Below are 764 nucleotides of genomic sequence, written 5' to 3' on the forward strand. Positions count from 1 at the left end.
ATATGATCGCCATGGGTATCGTCGACCCGGTCAAGGTCGTCCGCACGGCTCTGCAGAACGCAGCTTCGGTTGCTTCGTTGCTGATCACCACGGAAGCCATGATCGCCGAGCTGCCGAAGAAGGACGCTCCGGCAATGCCCGGCGGCATGGGGGGCATGGGCGGTATGGACATGATGTGATAAGGCGACAGCCTTAGCACGATCCATCCGGATCCGAAGGGCGGCTCTCGAGCCGCCCTTTTACTACTCAACAAAAGACGTTAGCGATCTCGTTGAGACAGCTGGATCCGGCGCTGCATCATCCGGCCTGCTGCCACCTTCTTGGACGTAGAAGTTCTGGCATGGTGATCGTCGCCGGGCGGGCCGTCATTCCGGCCGGCGGCCGGCTGTCGGATTGTCACCTTCCAAGCCGCAGGGGCGTTAGGAGCGGGATCGACCGGGATCTTCATCTGACCCGTTTGGTTGCCGGAAGAGGCTTGTATCCAGGACAGGGGCGATGACGCGAGGTCACGGGAAGGGAAGAATAACCAATATGAAGGCATCACAACCGAAACTCTGAAGCGGGAATCTTCTAGACTCCAGCTTCGAGTTGCGAGGGGGCGCGCTATGGCGAACGCGATATCCGTTCCAAGGGAGGTCTCGCGCGGGTGATGTCACGTTGTCAGCGGCTTAACGGTTGTCGGGTAACGGGTTGGGATGAACAGTCCGGCCGTAAGCTACAAGAACCACCGCTTTCCACCGCAGATCATCGCCCGTGCGGTCTGG

General features: G+C 59.9%; 2 pseudogenes. Both read left to right on the plus strand.

The features are described 5' to 3' along the window. Positions 1 to 179 (plus strand): annotated as a pseudogene (gene groEL, locus BN1800_RS41130) (chaperonin GroEL); the annotation flags it as partial. A 470-nt stretch (positions 180 to 649) separates the two neighbouring features. Beyond that, a pseudogene (locus BN1800_RS41135) lies at positions 650 to 764 on the plus strand (IS6 family transposase); the annotation flags it as partial.

The organism is Rhizobium sullae (genome assembly GCF_900169785.1).
Taxonomy (GTDB): Bacteria; Pseudomonadota; Alphaproteobacteria; order Rhizobiales; family Rhizobiaceae; genus Rhizobium; species Rhizobium sullae.